Annotated in this window: 16 protein-coding genes, 1 tRNA gene, 1 pseudogene and 1 CRISPR repeat array; of the genes and pseudogenes, 4 read left to right on the forward strand and 14 right to left on the reverse strand. The window is 42.2% G+C overall.

Annotation, left to right across the window (positions count from 1 at the left end):
- The 4 genes and pseudogenes from ABR397_RS15650 to ABR397_RS15665 all read right to left on the reverse strand — a co-directional run.
- Positions 1–416 (reverse strand): contractile injection system protein, VgrG/Pvc8 family (locus tag ABR397_RS15650; protein ID WP_350306565.1); only part of this gene is annotated, 416 nt, incomplete at its 3' end.
- Between the two features lie 60 nt (positions 417–476).
- Positions 477–1,177, reverse strand: a pseudogene (locus ABR397_RS15655) (hypothetical protein).
- A 115-nt stretch (positions 1,178–1,292) separates the two neighbouring features.
- Positions 1,293–2,024: a hypothetical protein gene (locus tag ABR397_RS15660; protein WP_350306566.1), complete on the reverse strand. Its 732-nt coding sequence runs from the start codon at positions 2,022–2,024 to the stop codon at positions 1,293–1,295.
- Between the two features lie 2 nt (positions 2,025–2,026).
- Positions 2,027–3,910 (reverse strand): lipase family protein, encoded by a 1,884-nt coding sequence (locus ABR397_RS15665; RefSeq protein ID WP_350306567.1) that lies wholly within the window; start codon positions 3,908–3,910, stop codon positions 2,027–2,029.
- 958 nt (positions 3,911–4,868) lie between these two features.
- On the opposite strand from ABR397_RS15665, the gene argS reads away from it, so the two are divergent.
- Entirely contained in the window at positions 4,869–6,599 is a 1,731-nt protein-coding gene (gene argS, locus ABR397_RS15670; RefSeq protein ID WP_350306568.1) for an arginine--tRNA ligase, read from the forward strand.
- Between the two features lie 77 nt (positions 6,600–6,676).
- Here argS and ABR397_RS15675 read toward each other — a convergent pair whose 3' ends face one another.
- The 4 genes from ABR397_RS15675 to rimJ form a co-directional block, all read right to left on the reverse strand.
- Positions 6,677–7,444 (reverse strand): thioesterase II family protein, encoded by a 768-nt coding sequence (locus ABR397_RS15675; RefSeq protein WP_350306569.1) that lies wholly within the window; start codon positions 7,442–7,444, stop codon positions 6,677–6,679.
- A gap of 453 nt (positions 7,445–7,897) precedes the next feature.
- Positions 7,898–9,433 carry a murein biosynthesis integral membrane protein MurJ gene (gene murJ, locus ABR397_RS15680; protein ID WP_350306570.1) on the reverse strand — a complete coding sequence of 512 codons (1,536 nt, stop codon included), beginning with the start codon at positions 9,431–9,433 and terminating at the stop codon, positions 7,898–7,900.
- Positions 9,434–9,516: 83 nt separating this feature from the next.
- Positions 9,517–9,951, reverse strand: a complete 435-nt coding sequence (locus ABR397_RS15685) for a DUF29 domain-containing protein (RefSeq protein WP_350306571.1) — start codon at positions 9,949–9,951, stop codon at positions 9,517–9,519.
- 183 nt (positions 9,952–10,134) lie between these two features.
- Positions 10,135–10,462: direct repeats of the CRISPR family, unit length 28 nt; unit sequence TTTCTAAGCTGCCTGTACGGCAGTGAAC.
- A gap of 230 nt (positions 10,463–10,692) precedes the next feature.
- A complete protein-coding gene (gene rimJ, locus ABR397_RS15690; protein WP_350306572.1) occupies positions 10,693–11,277 on the reverse strand; it encodes a ribosomal protein S5-alanine N-acetyltransferase in 585 nt (194 codons plus the stop codon).
- 189 nt (positions 11,278–11,466) lie between these two features.
- Between rimJ and mdtH the strand changes: the two genes are divergently transcribed.
- Together mdtH and ABR397_RS15700 are read left to right on the forward strand one after the other, a co-directional pair.
- A complete protein-coding gene (gene mdtH / locus ABR397_RS15695; protein WP_350306573.1) occupies positions 11,467–12,672 on the forward strand; it encodes a multidrug efflux MFS transporter MdtH in 1,206 nt (401 codons plus the stop codon).
- A gap of 37 nt (positions 12,673–12,709) precedes the next feature.
- Positions 12,710–13,273 carry a lipoprotein gene (locus tag ABR397_RS15700; protein WP_350306574.1) on the forward strand — a complete coding sequence of 188 codons (564 nt, stop codon included), beginning with the start codon at positions 12,710–12,712 and terminating at the stop codon, positions 13,271–13,273.
- A 66-nt stretch (positions 13,274–13,339) separates the two neighbouring features.
- Here ABR397_RS15700 and ABR397_RS15705 read toward each other — a convergent pair whose 3' ends face one another.
- Positions 13,340–13,876 carry a TorD/DmsD family molecular chaperone gene (locus tag ABR397_RS15705; protein ID WP_350306575.1) on the reverse strand — a complete coding sequence of 179 codons (537 nt, stop codon included), beginning with the start codon at positions 13,874–13,876 and terminating at the stop codon, positions 13,340–13,342.
- A gap of 71 nt (positions 13,877–13,947) precedes the next feature.
- A complete protein-coding gene (gene ghrA, locus ABR397_RS15710; protein ID WP_350306576.1) occupies positions 13,948–14,889 on the reverse strand; it encodes a glyoxylate/hydroxypyruvate reductase GhrA in 942 nt (313 codons plus the stop codon).
- A 323-nt stretch (positions 14,890–15,212) separates the two neighbouring features.
- On the opposite strand from ghrA, the gene ABR397_RS15715 reads away from it, so the two are divergent.
- Positions 15,213–15,302 (forward strand) — tRNA-Ser (locus ABR397_RS15715).
- Positions 15,303–15,599: 297 nt separating this feature from the next.
- Here the strand turns inward: ABR397_RS15715 and luxE are convergent.
- From luxE to ABR397_RS15735, 4 genes are all read right to left on the reverse strand, one after another.
- Complete coding sequence (gene luxE, locus ABR397_RS15720) at positions 15,600–16,712, reverse strand: long-chain-fatty-acid--protein ligase LuxE (RefSeq protein WP_350306577.1); 1,113 nt, start codon at positions 16,710–16,712, stop codon at positions 15,600–15,602.
- 64 nt (positions 16,713–16,776) lie between these two features.
- On the reverse strand, positions 16,777–17,751 hold the full coding sequence (gene luxB / locus ABR397_RS15725; protein WP_350306578.1) for a luciferase subunit beta: 975 nt from the start codon (positions 17,749–17,751) through the stop codon (positions 16,777–16,779).
- A gap of 14 nt (positions 17,752–17,765) precedes the next feature.
- The gene (gene luxA / locus ABR397_RS15730; RefSeq protein ID WP_350306579.1) at positions 17,766–18,848 is read right to left on the reverse strand and encodes a luciferase subunit alpha; all 1,083 of its coding nucleotides are present in this window, start codon (positions 18,846–18,848) and stop codon (positions 17,766–17,768) included.
- A 57-nt stretch (positions 18,849–18,905) separates the two neighbouring features.
- Positions 18,906–19,829 carry an acyl transferase gene (locus ABR397_RS15735; protein ID WP_350306580.1) on the reverse strand — a complete coding sequence of 308 codons (924 nt, stop codon included), beginning with the start codon at positions 19,827–19,829 and terminating at the stop codon, positions 18,906–18,908.
- Positions 19,830–19,841 lie beyond the last annotated feature (12 nt).

Here is a 19,841-nt window from a genome sequence, read left to right on the forward strand (position 1 = left end):
TAATGAAACTCATTCAGTTGGGAGTCGGCCAGAATATAGTGTTTTTTCAGCAAGCTTTTTAGGATTTCCGGGACGCTTTGCCGATGATAAATCCGGCTGTCCTGATTCAGGTTCATCCGCCAGAGCGCAGGCCGGACGGTGAGATAATAAATCGTGCGGTGAGTATGGGTATCACCCAGTACAGCCTGTGCGATAATGCCGCTGACCTGACGTTGTTCAACGTCGTTGAAAACCACCCGGAACTTCACCGACTGTAATAACAGTGACTCCAGATCAATATCCGCCCGTTTACTGACCAGAGTTAAAGAGAGGGTAAACAGTTCGGATAATTCCTCCTGTAAAGAGAACTCCGCTACCGCAAATGTTTTCTCCGGCAAATCGGTAACCTGACAGAGAAAATGTAATCCATCGTTCATAGGAACTCCTTATTTCTGGTGTTAGTGTTTAGGTAAATGAATAATATGGCCTTAGTGACGTTACTTTATTTTCCAGTATTCTATTCGATCATTATTCCAATCAATGCTTCCATCCGGATATTCAACCCTCGCAGGCGCTTTACCCGGCGGGATAATCACTTTCAGCATCTTAGTCTCATCCAGTTTAGGCTTATAGATAATTTTCCATTCCGCTCCTGGAGTTAACATCAATCTAAATGGACGCATTGGTTTCTCACCTAGCAAGTAGAGTCTTTTTGGAAATTTGTTAACCATTTCCAAAACAGGGTAAATAACCGGGTGGTAATCTATAACATTCAATGTTGCAGTTTCGTCAAGATATGTCCGGGCCGCATCGTTAATAAATGCCGTTAAACCTGTCCCTTCAGCGCCTTCATCCTGAACAGCATCTTTTTTACCAAGCGGGTGACATCAGTATAACCGACTGTCAAAGAGGCTTGATTGATTTTCCATTTGCACCAGCCCCCGCCATTAAAGGGTAACTTTGCCTGAAAATAACCGGTTTGTGGATCAGCTTTTACATCCAGACTTAAAACATGGTAAGTCGGTACCTTATAAGGTGACATATCAGAATGAAACTGATATCTAAGACAATCTTTTGATATATACTGCGCGGACACATACGGTTTTGTATATTTCGGCGCGACACCCTCCACGGTAATTAACGGCCCCTTTCCGACAGATGAAAAGGGAAAAAACCAGTTAAAAAAGGTATCCCCCATCCACCAGTAAATAAAATACGAAAATAACAACAACAGCGTGACTTTTACTATTTTCATACTGTGAATCCCTTACCGTCGCATTTCACATTTATCACGGTCAGTTTTCCTGATGAGATTACTTTATATATCGGTAATCGATTTCTTGAGTATTGGTTTCAATGCGTCCATCAGGATATTCAACCCATTCCCCTTGTCTGGTCACAGTGACCTTCGGAATTTTAGTTTCATCTAGATTAGGCCTAAATGTGATTTTCCATTCAGCTCCAGGAGATAATTTCAATCGAAAGAAACGTGTACCTACTTCACCCCTTAAGAATAGGCGTTTAGGAAGTCCCTCAACCATTTCCAGAATAGGGTAAATAACAGGTCTGAAATCTATTATATTCAATGCATTAATCTCAGTACCATAGTTTTGTTTTGCATCATTGATAAACGCAGTTAAACCTGTTCCTTTTCCTCCCTCATTAACAGCATCTTTCATCAAATGACTAACATCGGTATAACTCACCGATACAAAAGCCCGGTCAATTTTCCATTTACACCAACCTCCACCATTAAAAGGCAACTTTGCCCGAAAATAACCTGTTTGTGGATCAGCTTTTACATCTAGACGCAATCCGTGATAGGTCGGCACTTTATAAGGCGACATATCCGCATGAAGTTGATATTTAAGGCATTCTTCTGATTTATACACAGCGGACACATACGGTTTTGTGTATTTCGGCACCTCCCCTTCTACTGTGATCCACTGATTCTTTTTAGGAGGGGAAAGTGGTTCATTTGGGTCAACGCAACCTGATATGAATATCGCTAACAATACCGGTAAGTATTTTCTTATATTTATCATGGTCAGTTTTCCTCGACCCCTACCGCGTTATCTGTATAGCGCGTTAAAGCCAGATTGCCCTGTTTATCCTGTTGGGTGCAAATCAGAGCTTGTTTTAACTGGTGATCAATCTGTAAAAACAAGGTATCGCGTTGTCGAATATCGGAAACAATATCGCTCCTATCATTCAGAGTTTTTTCAAATAATTGTTTCTGATCCCAGAAAAAATGATATTTCTCCGGCGCGATTAACTCTGCCAATCGTGCGCCAATATAACGAGCATATTTCAGTGAACTATGATCAGGAAAACCCAAAGCATCTTTTAAGGTTGGGTTCTCATTCAACGGAAACCATTTAACCTTATCGGCATCACTGATCCGTTGAAAGAATTTTTTCTGAACGTTCCCAGCATGTTTCAGATTATTTTCTGTTTCACTGTTTAATGACGGAACTAAATACAACTTTGCTTTAGTGGGCAAAGTTGTTCTGAGTCGCACATGATTGCTTGGGTTGCGTTCTTCTAGCCATTCAATAACCAGATTGATTTTACAGAAATGTACTATTTTTCCATGATGCAGAAAAACTTCACCGCTGCTGGTAAAGTCCAACAATTCAACAGGACTGAATAGATAACCCAGTGGTCCCCAACAATTATAAAGCCAGTTATCCAGATTTTTTTCTGGGGGCACAGCAGGAACCGGATCATCTTCATTGACATGGCGATAATGGGTGATATCTGCCAATTCCCGTACCGCACTGACCGTTAACACTCGTGGCATTCCGTAGCTATAGAGACAAGGATCATGTTCTCTCAGTTGTGCACTATGCAATAATGCCAACGCACCGCCTAAACTATGACCACAAATGAATAACCGTTTATTTCTAACCAATCTGGCTATATCAAGGAATACTGCTGTAGTTTCATCATTGGGAATTGTCAACATTGCAATCAAACTAAACGCTTTCCAGAACCCTTTATGCACTTTACCGCTGTGAATAAACCCACTGCACAATGCTTTCTCATCACAACTTAATCCCAAAGGTTGGTACGTCGCATCCGTAATGGCATCCGCCATACTGGCCGTGCCCTTCCAGCTAACAACTACATCACACTGGCTGACCACATAAAACAACTGAGTATTACCTCCCACACCATCAACATTTGCTGAATCAATAAACTCCACTTTAGTATAACGTCCACTAAACGGCACATCATAAACCACCGGAGTCGCAAGCAATTCTTCCACCTTATAGGGCAACGTTGAAACATCCACCATCTGCCGATTAAAAAAGTGAGTCACAGAGCCTTCAGTATCAACATCCCCACCGGCATAAGCCAGCACACTCATCAAACACTGGTTATACGCATTGACAATGGAATACTCTTTTTGATGATGTAGCTGTAAGACCCAGGCCCGAAACGGGCATATTTCCAAGACATACCGTTGATTTAATGGATGAACCGTGTAGCCATTTGGCTCCGGGTCTGGGAAATGATAGGGCGGTGGAATGTCTTTAGGGTCTTTCCAATCCTTAATCACCGGTAACCCATCACTAATCTGCCCGATAGTCACATAATGATATTGGTGGCCTTCGGTTTCTGCTTTGGGCTTCACCACCGACGCCGCTTCACCGCGTATTTCCCGCAACGGGCGCTGTTCCATCTCGTTAGCCAACGCTTGAGCATCAATATACAGCGTGACTTTATGGGGTAACAGCATCTCTTCCCTAAGCACACCAAAACCATCGGTTACCCCCTGGCGCACATAACCTGGCGTTCCGTAACTGATCAGGCGATAAGGCAGGTTAACCACCGGCTTCCCCTGTTCATCCACCAACTGAAATTCTACCCAGTTTTTCAAAAACCGCTTACAATCGAAACACAGACGCGGATCTGATATACCCATTGGTTTTATTTCCTTCTTTTAATATGAATAACTGACGAATGCTCATATCAAGTAAATAAAGTGTATATCTCATTGCTAATCGTGAAATATACCCCACACAAGAAGCTGGATAAGCGGAAAACAAAAGCAACAAACACCAATCAGTTAATCCCTGTTGATAACGACAAAGGGTATCTGAGGATATTCTTTCATATCGGCCATATGACAAAGTTTAGACAATAATTATCAAATCATCATCAAAGTGCAAGAACTTCTTTGAAAATTTACAAAAAGAAAATTGATAACAATTTTCTGTAAATACAAAAAGGATTCAGGTTTATATTAAGCGAAGAATAGATATCTTTAAATCGACCAACTGTTCAAAAAAACAATCTTATAAACAAAAAATCCGCTAATTCACCCATCTGCCACCAAATTATTATTGCATTTATACTGACATTTCTTTTCAAAACATGACAATTTAAAATCCATTTTACCATTATTTATTAACGATTCGATTAACTCTAATCACAGCAAATATCATCGGTTTATCCCCGCTAATACGAGGAACATATTCCCTATTTAACAGCCAAATCCATATTGTATGGTTCATCCCTATGAAACACAGGGAACACCCCAAAACACTCAAATAATGATTTGCTCTTTATTATATTGGAAAAAATCCATTAGGAAATCAAACTGGTTTTGCTTGAACGGGTTAAATAAAAACAAAACCCACTCAGGCTTTCCCTTTAGTCAACTCAAACTTCCAATATCGAAATATGTTCTGCCCGACTCCAATTATCCAGCAGTTTTTGTCGGTGTTCATGGTCCAGCGGCCTTGACATAAAACGGCAGGTTGTAGCATGCCGTGTACTGAATATGGTATAAAACCTGCCGTTTTTTCTTATGAATCATTTTGCAAAGGGTATTGTTTGCTACAATATACCTATTCTTGTTCGTAATTTAAGGTAACCAGGTGAATATTCAGGCGATTCTTTCAGAAAAAGTCAGCCAGGCGCTGATTGCAGCAGGTGCTCCAGCCGACAGCGAAGCTCACGTCCGTCAATCCGCGAAAGCGCAATTTGGTGACTATCAGGCCAATGGTGTGATGGCCGCCGCGAAAAAAGTGGGCATGCCGCCCCGACAACTGGCAGAAAAAGTTGTTAGCCTGCTGGATCTGCAAGGTATCGCCAGTAAAGTTGAAATCGCCGGCCCCGGTTTTATCAATATTTTTCTTGATAAAACCTGGATTGCAGCGAATATCGAAACTGCACTGAACGATGAGAAATTGGGCGTTACGCCAGTCGAACCACAAACTATCGTTGTCGATTATTCCGCACCCAATGTCGCTAAACAGATGCACGTTGGTCATCTGCGTTCCACCATTATTGGCGATGCTGCGGTGCGTACCCTTGAATTCCTAGGCCATAAGGTTATCCGCGCTAACCATGTTGGTGATTGGGGGACCCAGTTCGGTATGCTGATCGCCTATCTGGAGAAAGTGCAGAACGAAAATGCCGGCGATATGGCACTGGCCGATCTGGAAGTTTTCTATCGTGAAGCAAAAAAGAACTATGATGAAGATGAAGAATTTGCAGCCCGCGCCCGTGGCTATGTGGTGAAGCTGCAAGGCGGTGATGAGTATTGCCGTACTATGTGGCGCAAGCTGGTGAATATCACTATGGCCCAGAATCAGCAAACCTATGACCGTCTGAATGTCACTTTGACGCAAGATGCCGTGATGGGGGAAAGTCTGTACAACGATTTGCTGCCCGGTATTATCGCTGATCTGAAACAGAAAGGTCTGGCGGTAGAAAGTGATGGCGCAACCGTGGTTTACCTTGATGAGTTTAAAAACAAAGAAGGTGAGCCGATGGGCGTGATTATCCAGAAAAAGGATGGCGGCTATCTTTACACCACAACGGATATCGCCTGTGCAAAATATCGTCATGAAACCCTACGCGCTGAACGTGTTCTTTATTATATCGACAGCCGTCAACATCAGCATTTGATGCAAGCATGGGCCATTGTTCGTAAAGCGGCCTATATACCGGAAACCATGTCACTGGAACACCACATGTTCGGCATGATGCTGGGTAAAGATGGCAAACCGTTCAAAACCCGTGCCGGCGGCACTGTCAGGTTGACCGATCTGCTGGATGAAGCCATTGAACGTGCCGATAAACTTATCCGTGAGAAAAACCCGGATATGCCAGAAAATGAACTGAAAAAAGTGGTCGCCGCTGTGGGTATTGGCGCAGTGAAATATGCCGATCTCTCCAAGAGCCGTACGACAGATTACATCTTCGATTGGGATAATATGCTCGCCTTTGAAGGTAACACCGCGCCTTATATGCAATATGCCTATACCCGGGTTGTCTCGATCTTCAAACGTGCCGATATTGATGGAAGCAGCCTGACGTTACCGGTTATTCTGAATGAGGATCGTGAGCAAGCTCTGGCAACCCGTTTGTTACAATTTGAAGAGACTATCACCACCGTCGCCCGTGAAGGTACGCCACATGTTATGTGTGCTTACCTGTACGATCTAGCCGGTCTGTTCTCTGGTTTCTATGAACACTGTCAGATCCTGAATGCTGAAAGCGAAGAATTGCGCCAAAGCCGCCTGAAACTGGCTTTGCTGACCGCTAAGACGTTGAAACAAGGTCTGAATACCTTGGGCATTGAGACGGTAGAGCGGATGTAACCGTAACATCACGGTTTTCTCTGAAAAATTGGCGTGATACAGCATATATTGCCTTATCACGCCTGCCAAGGTTTGTATTATACAATCATCGGCCGTTCCTGTTTGGTGCTCAATGCAATTCTGGTATGAATGATATCAGCAACCACTTGCGGTATATGCTGAATAAAGAAGTGATCAGAATCGACGAGGTGAATATCAACACCGCCACAAGTATAGTTTTCCCACGCCAGCATATCCTCTTTTGACATCGTTTTATCCTTTTGCCCATGAATCAAAACGAGTTCAGATACACTATGCTTTTGCCGCAAATAATGTTTCATATGGTAATTAAGCGATAAATCATTACGAATAATAGGAAAGAATATCGCTTTGAAATCTTCATTACTAATGACTTCATCATGCGTTCCACCATATTTTACCAACAGCTCACTCAATTGCGCATCAGAAAAATAAAATGGATCTTCCTTAAAATTGGTAATATGCGGAGCGGCTTCTGCGGAAATAAATACGTTTGCCGGAGATTGGTTCTCATTATTTAACCGGTTAGCCAATTCATAAGCAAACAAACCGCCGTTACTGTGCCCAAATAAAGAGAACCGGCTACCGTTGATCAGATGTCTCATTTCTCCATGTACTGCTTGCAAAATCTTTTCCATATCCCGGCTTAACGCTTCACCAAAACGACTACCGCCACCCGGCAATTGTAATGCATATACCGCAATATTTTTCGCCAGACAAATGCTCAGGCCACGAAAAACCTCTGCCGAGCCACCCGCATAAGGGAAACAAAATAAGATATGATCAGTTTTACCTGACTGAGTATGACTTAACTTTTCAAACCACATAAATTCTTCCCCACTCAGTTAAATCTATCAAGGCCAGCAAGTTAATCTATGACTTCTGAATAACCCACTGAACACAGGATAATACCAATTATTTATTTTTAAGATGATTAAATATTCATCCCGGTATTATTTATCTGCTAAATTTAATTCAATAGCTGCTCCAAATCGCATTCGGATCAGTTAGTTAGCATAACAAATATCGCCATATTATAATTGTAATTTATAACAGGATCTCTTATATTTTCATGAAAAAACACGACCTGGCACGCACAATGAACTTGTTATTCAAACATTGTTAAACTGAGTGACTATAACACCTGAGGCATTTTATGGGAAATTAGTTATAAATCAATTAATTGGTTACATCAATTCTATGAAAATTGATATCCCGACAGTCTCTGAAAGCTCAAACACGGCTTGATCCAAGAATAACCGCCGGGATACCTGAATTTATTATAAACCGCGGTGGGCAAAATCTTTCAACCGGAAACCCATCAGCATCAATGCCGCAAAATAACCGCCAGCTCCAGCGATAACCACCATCATTAACCGCAACAGACGCATAGCCATATTTCCCTGTTCCCATACTGGCATCAACCATAAAGTAACCGCTAACACGGCAACCATTACTGCAACTGCCACAATCAATTTAAATAAGAAAACACCCCACCCCGCCAGCGGCTTAAAAATATTTTTCTTCCGTAATTGCCAGTAAAGCATACCGGCATTGAAACAAGCAGCCAAACCGATAGAAAGCGCCAACCCGGCATGTTTCAGTGAACCAACAAAAGCCAGATTCATTAGTTGAGTCAGAATTAAAGTCGCAATCGCAATTTTCACCGGGGTTTTGATATCGCCACGGGAATAAAAACCGGGCGCCAGTACTTTAACAATAATTATCCCCATCAGCCCGAAACAATAAGCAATTAATGCCTTCTGAGTCATTGCCGCATCAAATGCAGTGAAATTACCATACTGGAAAAGAGAAACCGTCAAAGGTTCTGCCAGAATACCCAACGCGATAGCACAAGGCAGCGCCAATAGGAAACAGAGCCGAAGCCCCCAATCCATCAGTTTAGTGTATTCCTCATGATTGCCACTGGAAAAACTTTTCGCCAGCGAAGGCAAAAGAATAGTTCCAAGAGCAACGCCCAATACACCGGAAGGTAATTCCATCAAACGGTCAGCGTAATACATCCAGGACACCGAACCGGATATCAGAAATGAGGCGAAAATCGTATTAATAATTAATGAAATCTGGCTGACTGAAACCCCAAGGATCGCCGGCCCCATCTGTCGGATAACCCGCCATACGCCACTGTCACGGAAAGCGATGCGCGGTAATACTAGCATGCCAATTTTTTTCAGGTGAGGAAGCTGATAGACAAGTTGCAAAATACCGCCGGCAACAACTGCCCAACCCAACGCCATCACCGGTGGATTACAATACGGAGAGACGAACAGTGCAAACACAATCATGCTGATATTAAGCAACGTCGGGGCGAAAGCCGGTACAGAAAACCGATTCCAGGTATTTAATATCGCCCCTGCCAACGAGGCCAGCGATATCAGAAAAATATAGGGAAACGTAATTCTTAACAGACTTGTCGTCAGAGCAAATTTATCCGCGGTATCGGTAAAACCCGGCGCAGTAATATAAATCACCCACGGTGCAGCAAAAATACCCAGCACCGTAACAACCGCCAGAATTAACGTCAGCATACCGGAAACATAGGCAATAAACGTCCGAGTCGCTTCATCTCCCTGCTGATTTTTATATTCAGCCAGAATCGGCACAAATGCCTGAGAAAATGCGCCTTCTGCAAAAATACGGCGCAACAGATTAGGTAATTTAAAGGCAACAAAAAAGGCATCCGTTGTTGCGCCTGCGCCAAATATACGGGCAATAATGGCATCACGGATAAAGCCCAGAACCCGGGAAAACAGGGTCATAGAACTGACCGCAGCCAGCGATTTCAATAAATTCATCGTATTTATCTCAAAATCATGCTCAAAAAAACGCACCAACCGAAGTCAGTGCGTCAAATAAATCAACTCATTAAAGCTTATATTTAATCAGGATAGAACTCTTGGGAAAAGATCTGATTTATATTCCAGAGACATTCATCCGGGAACATATCCAGTCCTGTTTCGTCGGCAGCGGAAGAAACGGCATCAGCCCAAACTTTAGCAAACCAGTTTTCATCAGCAATCGTACTTTTCAGGCTAGGTGTCTCTTTTATATGCAATTCCAGTGCTTTTCTCTGTTCCCTGATAGTTCGTTGCCAGCTTGAACCACGACGGCCAGGCTGGAATTGCCATTTCAGAAGATGGGCCAACAAAACCGCCATACGACTTGCCAGTTCACGTTTTTCACTCTTGCCCACGTCCTCAATCTCCTCGGCAATATTAGCTATATCGATCTCAGAGAATTTACCTGCACGCAATAATGCAGCTTGCTCATTCGCCCAAGCGACCACATCAGTTTCGTAACGGGTATGACCCATGGTTGCCTCCGTTGAGAAGTCCGCTATACAGATAGCTCCTATGCATTGCAGTCTGTCAGAGAATATCACTTGCGTCAAAAGAGTATTATAAATCGATCTTTCTGTTTGTGACTGCTCCCCGCCGTAAAAAACGGTTAGCTCCCCTTATATCGCCGCCCGATTGGGCGACGGTTTACGGGGCAATTGCTAAGCTGCCTGTACGGCAGTGAACGCCGAAAACTTAAACGCAAGGTTGGTCGCATTTTTCTAAGCTGCCTGTACGGCAGTGAACTGCATGTTGAAATTACCGGCGTTCATATCAATTTTCTAAGCTGCCTGTACGGCAGTGAACCAATACGGTTTGGAAGGCAGCATTAACGCGTTTTTCTAAGCTGCCTGTACGGCAGTGAACTAGATGCTTCTAAGACTGATGAGCCTTGGAAATTTCTAAGCTGCCTGTACGGCAGTGAACACTGTGTGCTTTACCAAATATTTTTTCATGATTTTCTAAGCTGCCTGTACGGCAGTGAACTGTTAGATACTAACCTTAACCTGCTGACTTTTAAAGAGTAGAGTGATAAAAAGTAAAAAAACCCTTTTTTACGAGGTAAATAACATTCCTTTAAAAAACAATGTATTAAAATTAACTAAGAAAAAAGGGTCAAAAGTAAGGTATGAGGAAACACCATCTTTCAAGTTACATTTCCTTCCTTCTCTCTACATCTGTTTGTTCCTGGTTTATCTGGCAGTACAATCTGATAATTAACTTTTTCCATTCCATTTTTCATCTGTCAGTGCGGTTAATACATGATCCTGCCAAATCCCATTTATCATCAGATATTTCTTTGCATATCCTTCACGCTCAAAGCCCAAGCGTTCCAACAAATTACCACTTCGATGATTATCAGGCATATAATTAGCCATAATCCGATGCATACCCTGCTGACGCTGCATATAGCGAATGGCTGGCTGCAACGCCTCATACATCAGCCCTTTTCCCTGCCATTTTTCACCAAGAGAATATCCCAAATAACAGGCATGAAAAGCACCCCGCAAAATATTACTGAAATTCGCAACACCAATAACTTCATTCTCATTCGGATCAAGCAGCAAGAAATGAAAAGCTGTACTTTGTCTTTGCATTTCCGTAATTAAATTCAATCGGTTTGTCCAACCAGAAGGCTGACAATGGCTGTTATCCCGGGTCGGCTCCCAAGGTTTAAGAAATTCGTGATTTTCTGAATAATATTCAGCTAAACGATAAGCATCCCGCTCGTACACCAAACGCACCACCATTCGTTCTGTTATCAGACGAACCTTCGGTAAAGTGGAACGATAACCAAACATTATTTCTCCCTAACTAGGCCTAATTTGTCCGTTAAAAACTTAAGCTTTTCATCTGTAAAATACATCTTCCAGCCACCCGCTTACGATAAAAAAATATTATCTATAAATCACTACTCTAAAGATTAAATTAAGTACAGAATATAGGAGAATTATATTATTCTCCTCTTCTTAATATTCCAATGGTGAGCAATGTCACTGGTTTCGCAAGCACGTAGCTTGGGCAAGTACTTCTTGTTATTTGATAACTTGCTGGTCGTTCTGGGCTTCTTCGTCGTTTTTCCCTTAATATCAATACATTTTGTTGAACAACTGGGTTGGGCTGCGCTGGTTGTCGGTTTTGCTCTTGGTTTGCGGCAGTTTGTACAACAAGGCTTGGGCATTTTCGGTGGCGCAATTGCCGACCGCTTCGGCGCGAAACCAATGATCGTCACCGGGATGCTGTTGCGCGCCCTTGGTTTTGCTTTAATCGCATTAGCCACTGAGCCGTGGATCTTATGGCTTGCCTGCATATTATCCGCTTTAGGCGGCACTTTATTTGATCCACCACGGACCGCACTGGTTATCAAACTCACCCGCCCTCACGAGCGTGGCCGTTTTTATTCCCTGCTGTTAATGCAAGATAGCGCCGGTGCTGTTGTCGGTGCGCTGATTGGTAGCTGGCTGCTGCAATATGATTTCCATCTCGTTTGTTGGACAGGCGCTGTTATTTTCGTTCTGGCAGCCCTCTGGAATGCCTGGCAACTCCCTGCATACCGGATTTCCACTACCCGTACGCCAATTTGGGAAGGTATGGGACGCGTCATTAAAGACCGCCGCTTCTTCACTTATGTGTTGACACTGACCGGCTACTTTATGCTGTCTGTACAGGTCATGCTGATGTTCCCAATTATCGTCAATGAAATCGCCGGAACGCCAGCTGCGGTGAAGTGGATGTACGCCATTGAAGCGACACTTTCGTTGACTTTACTTTATCCCATTGCCCGCTGGAGCGAAAAACGCTTCCGGCTGGAACAGCGCCTAATGGCAGGGCTTTTCCTGATGAGCCTGAGCATGTTCCCAATCGGTTTGATTGGTGAAATCAATACGCTGTTTGGCATTATCTGCCTGTTCTACCTTGGTACCATCACCGCAGAACCTGCCCGTGAGACATTAAGCGCTTCACTAGCTGATCCCCGCGCCCGTGGCAGTTATATGGGCTTTAGCCGCCTCGGCCTGGCGCTGGGCGGCGCTTTAGGTTATACCGGCGGCGGTTGGTTGTATGATACCGGTCATAGGCTAAACATGCCGCAACTGCCCTGGATCCTGTTAGGAGTTATTGGCTTTATTACGTTGTATGCACTGCACCGCCAGTTTAACCAGCGTAAAATTGAATCCGCCATGCTTAGTGGCAATTAATGATGTAAAATCTGCCCTTCAAAATAAAGGAGTTAATATGAGAAAATTTTTCTTGGGGGCAGTCTTGCTGCTGGCTGGGTTGGTCAGCGGTTGCGATCAATTCAAAGATTTCAGTATCAGCGAAGAGCTGATTAATGGCTATCTGGCGAAACATATCCATTACCAGAAACAGATTGAATTACATGGTATCGCCAACGCGGATATAGAACTGACAGAATTGTCCAGCCAAATTGGCCGGACAGAACCCGATAAAATCGCATTAACCGGCCAGGCAAAGGTTAATATTGCCTCCCTGCTTGGCCCGGCTAAAGCGGATATGAAGCTGACACTAAAAGCGCAACCTGTGTTTGATCCAGAAAAAGGCGCTATTTTTCTGAAAGAATTAGAAATCGTTGATTATCAAATCACACCGGAAAAAATGGAAAAGCCAATTAACGCGTTGCTTCCTTATCTGAATAAATCACTCAGCGCTTTCTTTGATATTCACCCCGTTTATGTATTGAAACCGGATCACAGTAAAGCTGAAGCCGCCGCCAAAAAATTGGCAAAAGGGTTAGAAGTCAAACCTGGCAAATTTGTTATCATGCTGACCGATAAATAATTTTTATCGAGATATCGCAGAAAAGGCAAATAATCGTCAATTATTTGCCTTTTCATCCGCCTCGAACTAAGAATCCAACTCTTCCCGTAACGCCTGCAACGCTTCACGGGTGATCATTGTCAATGTCCGGTAAAAGCCGGTTGTTGCGTGGGCTTCTACCTTTCCCAGCAATTGCCCACACCACGGCAGAAGATACTCATCAAACAACACAATTTGCCCCTGAACTTCATCTTCTGCGGCCTGATCTTCCAGCCATGAAGCCGCTAATAACAGAGAGCCAAACTGATCAACCGGCCCATCTGACAATGGCATACCGCGTTCGGTCAGAAACTGACGAATATCGTTTTCACTCTCCCCGGTATAGTCAGAACGACAACCCGGCACACTGGCATCATCACCAAACAGCGCGGTATAATCCGTTGCCATTGCCGGCAGTTCACAACTCTGTTGCAGACGATCCAGCAACGCATCCTGCTCTAATGGCCAGGATTGCTTCAATTTACCTTCCGCAATCATTGTCAGAAGGGGTTGCAGAACTGGATCTTGTGGCTGGCGATTAAATAAAGTCCCTAAGATGCGGCAGACTATTGAAAATTCATTCATCTCATTTTCCAAATAAACAGCTATTTTGCCGCTATTGTCCCCAATAACCGACCTGACTGTAAAGAGAACTATTAATATCCCTGTTTGATATCCACAACACCCGTTGGTAATTCACCCTTCTCAATCCGCCGAATATTTTCACTGACCTTATCCATAGCGATATTGGGAATAGTAATAGCAGCAATATGTGGAGTAACCGTTATACGGGGATGCGTCCAGAATGGATGCATGTTCGGCAATGGTTCCTCAGTAAATACATCCAATGAAGCCGCTGCGATATAGCCTTTATTGATCGCTACCAATAGATCATGTTCTATCAAATGGGAGCCTCGTGCGAGATTAATCAAATAAGATTTCGGTTTTAACTGACTAAACAGCGATAAATTCAGAATGCCGCGGGTATGCGGTGTATCGGGCAATAGATTAATAAGCACTTTACTGCCAGAGAGAAAATCGCCCAACTGATCTTGACCGTAAAAACTGTCTACCTTATTAATCTGCTTTGGAGTACGACTCCAGCAACGTACAGTAAAACCAAACTCAACCAGCGTCTCGGCTACACTACGTCCCAAAACCCCAGCGCCCAACACACCAATTACAAAATCGCGGCGATCATGTGATTCGAGTTGTTTCCACATTCTCTGCCCTTGCTGCAACTTATATTCATCCATGCGGCGTAAGTAATGTAAAACCATTGCTACCGCATACTCCCGCATTTGTAATCCCATCCCTGCATCTTGGAGACGCATTAATGGTACACCGGCGGGCAACATCCCTGGTCTTTGTTGTTCCTGCTTCAAAATGGCCTCGACGCCTGCTCCCAGGGTAAAAATCCCCTTCAATCCGGAGCGATTTGCCAACATCTCATAGGGAGGGGCCCAAACCATTGCATAATCTGCATGGGCATTATCGCCTCGTTTCCATTGACGGATATTAATATTCGGCAGTCGCTGTTGCATGCCTTGAATCCACTGAGCGGCATCAAAAAAAGGGTGGTAAAAGATAATATCCATGATTATTTATCCTATTTTATTTTTTTACACAGGGTTATCTGATTAATAGCAGGTTGCAAGCCTCTTTGTTAATCATCTTTATGAAAATGTTGAGAATGTTAAGTAGTTAACGAATTCATTTTTTTCTTATCAAAAAGCTTGCATCTGTTTACTTCAACAACGTCATATGGGCGTCAATTCATCGAATTGACGGTTATTTAGCTAATCAATCGAAAAACCAAAGAAAAGTATTAGAAGAGTGTTGACGCTTGTAATGCTTTTCCCTATAGTAGCGCCCCGTTGCAGCGACGATATCAAACAAAGTTACTGCGACGAAAAAATAGGGTGAGGTGTCCGAGAGGCTTAAGGAGCACGCCTGGAAAGTGTGTATACGTGAAAACGTATCGAGGGTTCGAATCCCTCCCTCACCGCCAGAATTTGAAGAAGAGCTCAGGTTAACCACCTGGGCTTTTTGCTTATATATTCCTCGATGCAGGGAGGGGTGAGAACCCTCGAACAGGGTTCGACAAAACGGCAACGCCGTTTTGGACCGCCAAAGGCGGCCCGCAGGGCGAGCATATTCGGCCAGCTTTATCAGGCGAATAGCAACATAAAATCAGTACTGAGGTTAAAAACCAAATTATCCTCTTAATAAATTTCTCATCATGTTAACATATGGGCATCGAAAATCATTAGCGACGTTGTTTGACTTAATTATCAAAATGAGGATGTCAATTGTCAAATGCTTGAGTTAAGCTTAAAGCACACCCTTTCTGTTTCCTCGTATTAACACGACGTAAAATTTCAACGAGCACACCAGGATATTTACCATATTCTCTTCTAATTATCCCGATATCATCGGTGACAAGAAATGCCGGGTAACTCGTTGATGACGCATCCATATAACTCATCAAACCCGGCATTCCATCAGGCACAGGTTTCAACGTTTCAGGATCAAGTGCTCGCGCATATACCCACGGCGGAACATGTTTACGTTGCATTTCATCCTCAAAGAAACAGGTGTTAAGTTCAACTTGATTAAATATATCGCGGATCTGACTCATATTACTAAGGTTAAAGGTATCGAATAGAAGCTGATTGAAATCGTCGCGTTTCAGGGATTCTTTTTCGTAAATTTTCCAGCCTCCCCCCGTTATGATATAAAGGCTTTCATCTCCAGAAAATGAGATATTTTTATCTTTCATATAATTGCAGAGCAAATAGATAAAGTATGGCGAACCGATAAGACAAATATCTTTCCCTTGATTTTTTATTCGTTCAAGACTATTTAATGTTTTAATAAAATCTATCCGTTCTTCTGTTACGGTGAATGTTGTAGGATATAGCAATTCCACCAGGCTCATCACATATTTAAACCAAATGTTATGAGCATTAAATCTGTCAGGCCCCAAGTTGACTAATTCCATTTGATGATCAAACCAACTACCAATATATTTCATGCCATAACTTACAGAACCTAAGAGCCTCTCAATGCTTAGTCTGTCACGCGCCACCAGACTTTTTAAACCATTCGTACCACTACTGGTAAACCAATTTTCAATCTCGTTTTCCTTACAAGTTAATAAGCGAGTAAACTTAAAAACTGATGTTGGGAATACAGGTATTTCATCAATTTCCGTAATATTGTCATCTACTTCATGTGCCTGACAATAACGACGGTATTCTTGACAATGTTTATAGTGATTACGAAATGCGCCAAGCACAAGTTTTTTTCTGATTTGTTCCTGTTCATCATAAGACCAAACTAATGGATCGCTCGAAAAAATCAAATCATCAATCTCAGAACTTGCTGTGATTTCTTGTTTATTAACATATGAAGTCATACCTGTTTTTACCCTCTACAGATAATATTAGGAATGATGGCAGCACAGCTGCCATACTCTTTTATTACATGTGATACTTCTTAATATTATCATTAACAATATCGATTGTGTTTTTCTGGCTCATCAAGTCATTCATTGGTTCAAAGGACAGTAATACGCTTTTTGCACCACACTTTTCAATCGCCAATTTAGCCGAAGCTATACATTCCTTATAATCTCCGACGGCATTTTCTGTGATTATCTCTTCAAGTTTCTTTTCGAGATTTTCATCAGGGTGCATTTCAGAAACATAATCGCTTATAAATGCACGTGTCTCCTCTTTAGCTTTCTGACTATCTTCGTTAAAGTTAACCAATATCATTAACTGATGATCTAGAGCTGATAGGTCAATACCCTGTTTATCAGCAATAACTTTATACCTTTCCGCATATTCATGTCTGACATCATTGGAATCATCCCACTTAAAGATCAGAGGAATGCCTTTTTGGGCTGCCCACTCAACGACATAATGACTCGTTGCGGTTACATATTTCCGAGGCCCGCCTTGCGTATAAGCATGAGGGTTTACGGATATTTTGGGAAAACTATAAAAATCGTTATCTGGATTACAATAGCCTGTTGTTAAAGCATCGTTAATAATTTCATAACACTGTTCAAATAGTTGCTGTTGGTATTCATCAGGGCGATTAAAAAAATGCATTTCATCTTTTTTTTCGCAATCACTAAACCCTAAAATAAATCTCCCTTCGCTTAATTGATCCAATAAGCAAGCTTCCTCCGCTATTCGGACAGGGTGATGAGTTGTAATGATGTGGTTTAATGAACCAATTTTAATTTTTTCAGTTAAACCGAGCAAAAAACCAGAAACAGTCAAAGGAGCGCCGACAATGCCATTACCTGAAAAATGATTTTCATACACCAAAATCTGTTCAAAATTCAGTTTATCAACATACTCCGTTATTTCCTGCATGCGGGCTATACTTTGTTCTTGAACAATTGTTGAATTGATGAAGTTAAGGAAGCACAATCCAAATTTCATTTCATTTTCCTTAGCTAGTATAATAGCGAACGTTGTTTTTCTTTGAGAAATGGCATGACATCAGACTGGAAAAGCCTCATGGAAGCAATAATTTCATCGACTGTTCCATTAGCTTCAAACCCACAACAAATATTTGATATTCCTGTGGCGTCAATGTCTTTTTGGATGATGTCAATGCACTCCTTCGGCGTTCCTACGGGATTGATTTCGTAACTGTAATCAATGCGGCGATTAGTATTTTTATGTCCTTTTAAGACAAAGTCGCGCCACTGCCCTTTATTGAAATCATAACCTTTTGTTTTGTCTGAATCATCAAAAATGGTCGTGGCATTAACATAGGAATCATACCAATACCCCAGAAAATTCCGGCAAATTTCTTTCGCTTTTATTGAATCATGGTCTACAGATGTTATATATGATAAGCAATGGTCGATATTATGAATATCGTGCCCATATTCTTGAGCCACTTCGTTATAGAGCTCAAGTTGCGCTTTCTTTTCGTTAGTATTGATAATCCAACTTAAAATCATGGGTAAACCATGTTGAGCAGCCCATTCAGTCGTGGAGGCAGATTCAGCAACGACATAAATAGGTGCGCCACCTTGACTATATGCCGTCGGCAGTACTTTTACCTTATGGAACTTGATATGTTCGTTGTCGGCTTCCATATATCCCTCTGTCATTCCATTTCGTATCAACCGATACCAGCACTCCATTAAGGCGCGACTGTTATTCATATCTGTACCAAATACGCGAAAATCTTTATTGTAAAGCCCCCGACAAATACCAAACCGAAATCGTCCTTTTGACATTTGATCCAACAAATTCACATCTTCAAGTTGGCGTGCTGGATGAGCGGTGGGGAGAACAATAGCCGCAGTCCCTACATTCAATTTCTTGGTTGCACCAAGTAAATAGGCAGCAGCCACATAAGGGTTGCCAAGCAAACCAAACTCCGTGAAATGATGCTCCAGCAACCATACGGTATCAAAACCGCATTCCTCAGAGACACGACCTAATTTAACCAACCGTTTCATTACCTCTGTTTGAGAAAATTGGGGGGGTTGGTATGTAAGCAAAAAGTTTCCAAATTTCATAGAGAGTCCTTGTATTTCTATTTGAGTGATAGAATTAACCATCTATCTCAATAGGTTTTAAGACAGCGCAATTGCTTGATTTTCAATTTCAATTTTCATTCGGCGTTCATTGACTGCCGCAATAGTTAAATGTTCGAATGACGGTTCAATAATATCGACATCAATATCCAAACGACCATTATCCATTGCGATAGCAGCTTTCGTAACCGATTGATAAAAATTGCGCAGGACCACTAAGTTCTCACCCAAATCATGTGAGCTTCCTAGTAAAGAATATATCTTGCATTGCTGACTACCAATACTTGATAGTAATGTAATAACTTCATCTTGCTTTACCCAATCGTCATTATTTGCAGTAAAAGCAATAAATGGTACATCAAGATGCATCATGCTATTAATTGTAGAAGTTAAATCCTCCCAGCCAGAATCAAAGCAATCTCTCGCAAAAACCTCAGCACCCAATTTATGGCCTTCAAAATCTAAATTATCTGGCAATTCATCAGTGGGTAAGCTGAGATAATCAAATCCTAAAGCTCTTTCAAGAGTATATCTTAAGTTAACCACACCGACCGCAGTGATTAAAAATGAAACATGGATTTCAGATAGACTTGCATAAGCTATCCGCGCAGATAAGCTCGAAGCCAGCATACCAAGGTTATTTATTTTTCGCGTATTTAACCAATCAACTACTGCTAATAAACTCTGTTTTCCGATGGACATTGTAAATTCATCAATTGTCCCTGAACTCAATCCAACATGGTGAAGTGAATCATAGCGGATCACATGAAACCCATTCCGTGACAAATACTCCGCCAGACCAGCAAAATGATCCATTCTCCGGGCAAAGCCAGATGCAATGATAATTGCATTCTTTCTTTTTAGACTGTTTTCTTCCGGCAGCGTTTCCCAGACATGAATTTTTTTATTTCCTTCAACGTAAATAACATGGTCGATGGTTTTATATCTGGATTTATTTTCCATATTTTTTACCTA

The organism is Photorhabdus viridis (assembly GCF_040256935.1).
GTDB lineage: Bacteria > Pseudomonadota > Gammaproteobacteria > Enterobacterales > Enterobacteriaceae > Photorhabdus > Photorhabdus viridis.